The sequence below is a fragment of the Aeromonas sp. genome (assembly GCF_050633025.1).
Lineage (GTDB): Bacteria > Pseudomonadota > Gammaproteobacteria > Enterobacterales > Aeromonadaceae > Aeromonas.
The window spans coordinates 1-3,647 of the sequence record NZ_JBODRQ010000215.1 but is presented as its reverse complement, the minus strand read 5'-3'; the positions used below and the strand labels follow the sequence as shown (position 1 = coordinate 3,647).

At 61.7% G+C, this 3,647-nt stretch carries 5 protein-coding genes; 4 read left to right on the top strand and 1 reads right to left on the bottom strand.

What is annotated here, in order from left to right:
- Positions 1-336: enoyl-CoA hydratase/isomerase family protein (locus ACRAUW_RS17430; RefSeq protein ID WP_431363282.1), on the bottom strand; the 336-nt coding region annotated here is incomplete at its 3' end.
- 168 nt (positions 337-504) lie between these two features.
- Between ACRAUW_RS17430 and ACRAUW_RS17425 the strand changes: the two genes are divergently transcribed.
- The 4 genes from ACRAUW_RS17425 to ACRAUW_RS17410 all read left to right on the top strand — a co-directional run.
- Positions 505-2,292 carry a putative nucleotidyltransferase substrate binding domain-containing protein gene (locus ACRAUW_RS17425; protein ID WP_431363281.1) on the top strand — a complete coding sequence of 596 codons (1,788 nt, stop codon included), beginning with the start codon at positions 505-507 and terminating at the stop codon, positions 2,290-2,292.
- A 2-nt stretch (positions 2,293-2,294) separates the two neighbouring features.
- The gene (locus ACRAUW_RS17420; RefSeq protein ID WP_431363280.1) at positions 2,295-2,921 is read left to right on the top strand and encodes a 3'-5' exonuclease; all 627 of its coding nucleotides are present in this window, start codon (positions 2,295-2,297) and stop codon (positions 2,919-2,921) included.
- A gap of 105 nt (positions 2,922-3,026) precedes the next feature.
- The gene (locus ACRAUW_RS17415; RefSeq protein WP_431363279.1) at positions 3,027-3,338 is read left to right on the top strand and encodes a DUF485 domain-containing protein; all 312 of its coding nucleotides are present in this window, start codon (positions 3,027-3,029) and stop codon (positions 3,336-3,338) included.
- Between the two features lie 11 nt (positions 3,339-3,349).
- Positions 3,350-3,647: sodium:solute symporter family transporter (locus ACRAUW_RS17410; RefSeq protein ID WP_431363283.1), on the top strand; the 298-nt coding region annotated here is incomplete at its 3' end.

Genomic DNA, 3,647 nt, shown 5'->3' with positions numbered 1-3,647 from the left:
TCCCTGGGTCACCGCAATCACCGGCACAGGCAGCTGATGCCAGCCATAGGCGACCCGCTGGGCCAGATTGGTCGCCTCGTCCGCTTCACGCTTGAGAATATCGAGCGCCGCCACCGGCTGTCTCAGCATGGATTTCACATCCAGCCCGGCGCAGAAGGCCCGCCCCTCGCCGTGCAGGATCACCGCCCGCAACCCCTTGTGCCGGGCGAGCTGCGTCAGCGTCTCGTCGATGGCGCTGAACATGGCGCGGTCCAGCGCATTGAGTTTGTCCCCCCGCGTCAACATCACTTCGGCAATCCCGTCGTGGATCTCGCATTTGATCCTTGGTTTTTCCATCTCCCTTGTCCTCTCCTTGATCCCTGAAACTGACCCACTGGTCATACCACTACGTTATCAGAGTGTGAACAGGCGGTACAGCTGAGACTAAAGTCGGCTGGTCGCCTCCCCCTCCCTTTGTCACACTGGGAGCTGCCTGAGTGCCGCAAGCCAGCAGAGGACGCTGTCATGTCAACCCTGTTCAATTTTGCCAGACCACCGTTCGACCGACTGGATGAGGAGGCGCGCGAACGGCTATCCCGTCACCTCTCGCTCTGCTATTTTCGGGCCGGAGATCTGCTGCTAAAAGAGGGGGATGAGCCTCCCGGCCTCTATCTCATCATCAAGGGGGCGGTGGAAGAGTCGGCACCTCACCACCAGTTTGGTGATTACGGGGTCGATGATCTGTTCGATGTGCGCGCCCAGTTTGACGGCCGCTGCCGCCACCGCTTCACCGCGCTGGAAGATAGCCTCTGCCAGCTCATCCCTCGCCACACATTTCTGGCGCTCTGTGAGCAGGATCCGCAGTTTGCCAGCTACTTCACCGCCAATCTGGCCGAGCGTCAGCGCCAGCAGGAGCAGCGCGAACAGCTGGGTCAGAAGAATCTGGCGGAATTTATCCTGACCCGCATCGAACCCGGCCACCTGCAGGCACCGCTTATCGTCGACAGCAAGCTGTCACTGCTGGCGGCGACCGAAACCATGGTGAGCAAGGGAACCGATTGCCTGCTCTACCCGGCCCACGACGGCTCCCTCACGCTGGCAACCCGCAAGACCCTGCTCCACGCCCTGACCCTCAAGGGATTGCCGCTGACAGCCCCCCTCTCGGTGCTGACCCCCACGCCCCTGATTGGTCTGCCGCTGGAGAGCTATCTGTTTGATGCCTTGCTGCTGATGACCCGCCATCGCATCAAGCGACTGGTGGTGTGGCGTGGCAACGAAGTGGCGGGCATCTTGCAACTGACTCAGGTGCTGGGGCTCTTCTCTACCCACTCCCACGTGCTGACGTTGCGTATCGCCCGCGCCGACAGTCTGCCGGCACTGGAGGCGGTGGCCCGCGAGCAGCAACAATTGACCCGCTCGCTGTTTGCCCAGGGGATCCACACCGCCTTTTTGATGAAGCTGATCGCCACCATCAACGAACAGCTGATCGCCAAAGCCTTTGCGCTGGTGATCCCCCCCGAGGTACAGGATAAGGTCTGCCTGCTGATGCTGGGCTCGGAGGGGCGCGGCGAGCAGATCCTCAAAACCGATCAGGACAACGCCCTGATCCTGCCAGAGGGGCTGGCATGGCCCACCCAGGCCGCCGATCTGGCCGAATTCAGCGCCCTGCTGGAGCGGCTCGGCTACCCCCTCTGCCCCGGGCAGGTGATGGTGAACAATCCGGCCTGGGTGAAAATGGGCAGCGAGTGGCAAAGCGCCATTGCCAGCGCCTGCACCACGGCCAGTGAGGAGGAGCTGCTCTGGCTGGCGACTCTCGCGGATGCTCACCCCATCGCGGGGGATCGCCAACTCCATCTACCGGTTGCCAGAGCGCTGCGCGAGCAGTTGGCGGACAGACGGGATCTGCTGGCGGAGATGGTGCGACCGGCGGTGGCCTTCCATGCCCCGCTCACCCTGTTTGGCAGGCTGGAGCAGCCACCGGAAGGGCTGGATCTCAAGCGGGGCGGCCTGTTCCCGCTGGTGCACGGTATCCGCATGTTGGCCCTTGAGGCAGGCATTCTGGAGACTTCAACCCTGGGGCGTATCGACGCGCTGGTGGCCGCCGAGCGGCTCAGTACCGACTATGGCAGCAATCTAGCGGAGGCGTTCCGGCTCTTTATCCGGCTTAGGCTGCGCAGCCAGCTCAAGGGGAGCGGTAGTCGGGTGCAGACACAGGATCTCAGCCACAGCGAGCGGGATCTGTTGCGCCAGGCGCTACATCAGGTGAAGAAGTTCCAGCAGTGGCTCACCTTGCACTTTCGTCTGAGACAATAGCCATGTTGAGCCGCGTTCGACGCTACTGGTATGGCCGTGCGTTCCGAACGGGCGAGTTCGCGCCGCTCTTTGCCACCCCATCGGAAGATGAACGGATCGCCCTCGATTTCGAGACCACCAGTCTCGATCCCGAGCAGGCCGAGATCGTCTCCATCGGGGCGGTGCGCATTCAGGGCAACCGGCTACTGACCGGCGAGGCGCTCGCCATCAAGGTGCTGCCACCGGCCAGCCTGACCGGCCAATCGGTGGTGATCCACGGCCTGCGCCATCAGGATCTGCAACAGGGGATGACACTGGAAGCCGCGCTGCGCCTGCTTCTGGCCTTTATCGGCCCCCGTGAACTGGTGGGCTATCACATCGCCTACGACCTGCGCATTCTCAATCTCGCCTGCCAGAAATTGTGGGGATTAACCCTGCCCCAACGAGGTATCGAGGTGAGCCAGCTCTATCACGACCACCTCTATCGCCGCTATCCCGATGCGGCTATTGACCTCCACTTGAGTGCCATCTGCAGCCACCTTGAACTGCCATCCCTGCCCGCCCACGATGCCCTTGCCGATGCCACCACGGCCGCGCTCATCTACCTGCACCTGACCTGCGGCTCGCCGCTCACTTATCCCAAAGTCTAATTGTCGACAAATAACATTTAATTCACATTTTGCTTACATGAGCAGATTGCCTGCTCGTCGGGGTTACCCCATCCACCGCTGACACTCATGTCATGGAGAACTGCAATGGAACAGCAAAGCTATCTGAGGATCCAGCAAGATCCCAACTTCCAGGAGCTGGTCGCCAAGCGCCAGCGTTTTGCCTGGGCCCTCTCGGCTCTGATGCTGGGACTCTACCTGGCGTTTATTCTGCTCATCGCCTTTGCCCCCGGTTGGCTGGGCACCCCGCTCAGCGAGGGCTCGACCATCACTCGCGGTATCCCAATGGGAGTGGGCTTGATCCTCTCCTCCTTCGTGCTGACCGGCATCTATGTGTTTCGGGCCAACGGCGAGTTTGACGAGCTGAACCAGAAGATCCTCAAGGGAGCACAGTCATGAGCACACACAGCATGAAAGGCAAGTGGCTACTGTTGGCCTCACTGGTCTCCTCCCCCCTGTGGGCAGCGGATGCACTGACCGGAGAGGTACAGCGTCAACCTCTCAACGTGTCAGCCATTGTGATGTTCGTGGTCTTTGTGGCCGCGACCCTGGCTATCACCTACTGGGCCTCCAAGCGTAACCGCTCGGCTTCCGACTACTATGCCGCCGGTGGCCGCATCACCGGCTTCCAGAACGGTCTGGCCATCGCCGGAGACTATATGTCCGCCGCCTCCTTCCTCGGGATCTCCGCGCTGGTCTACACCTCCG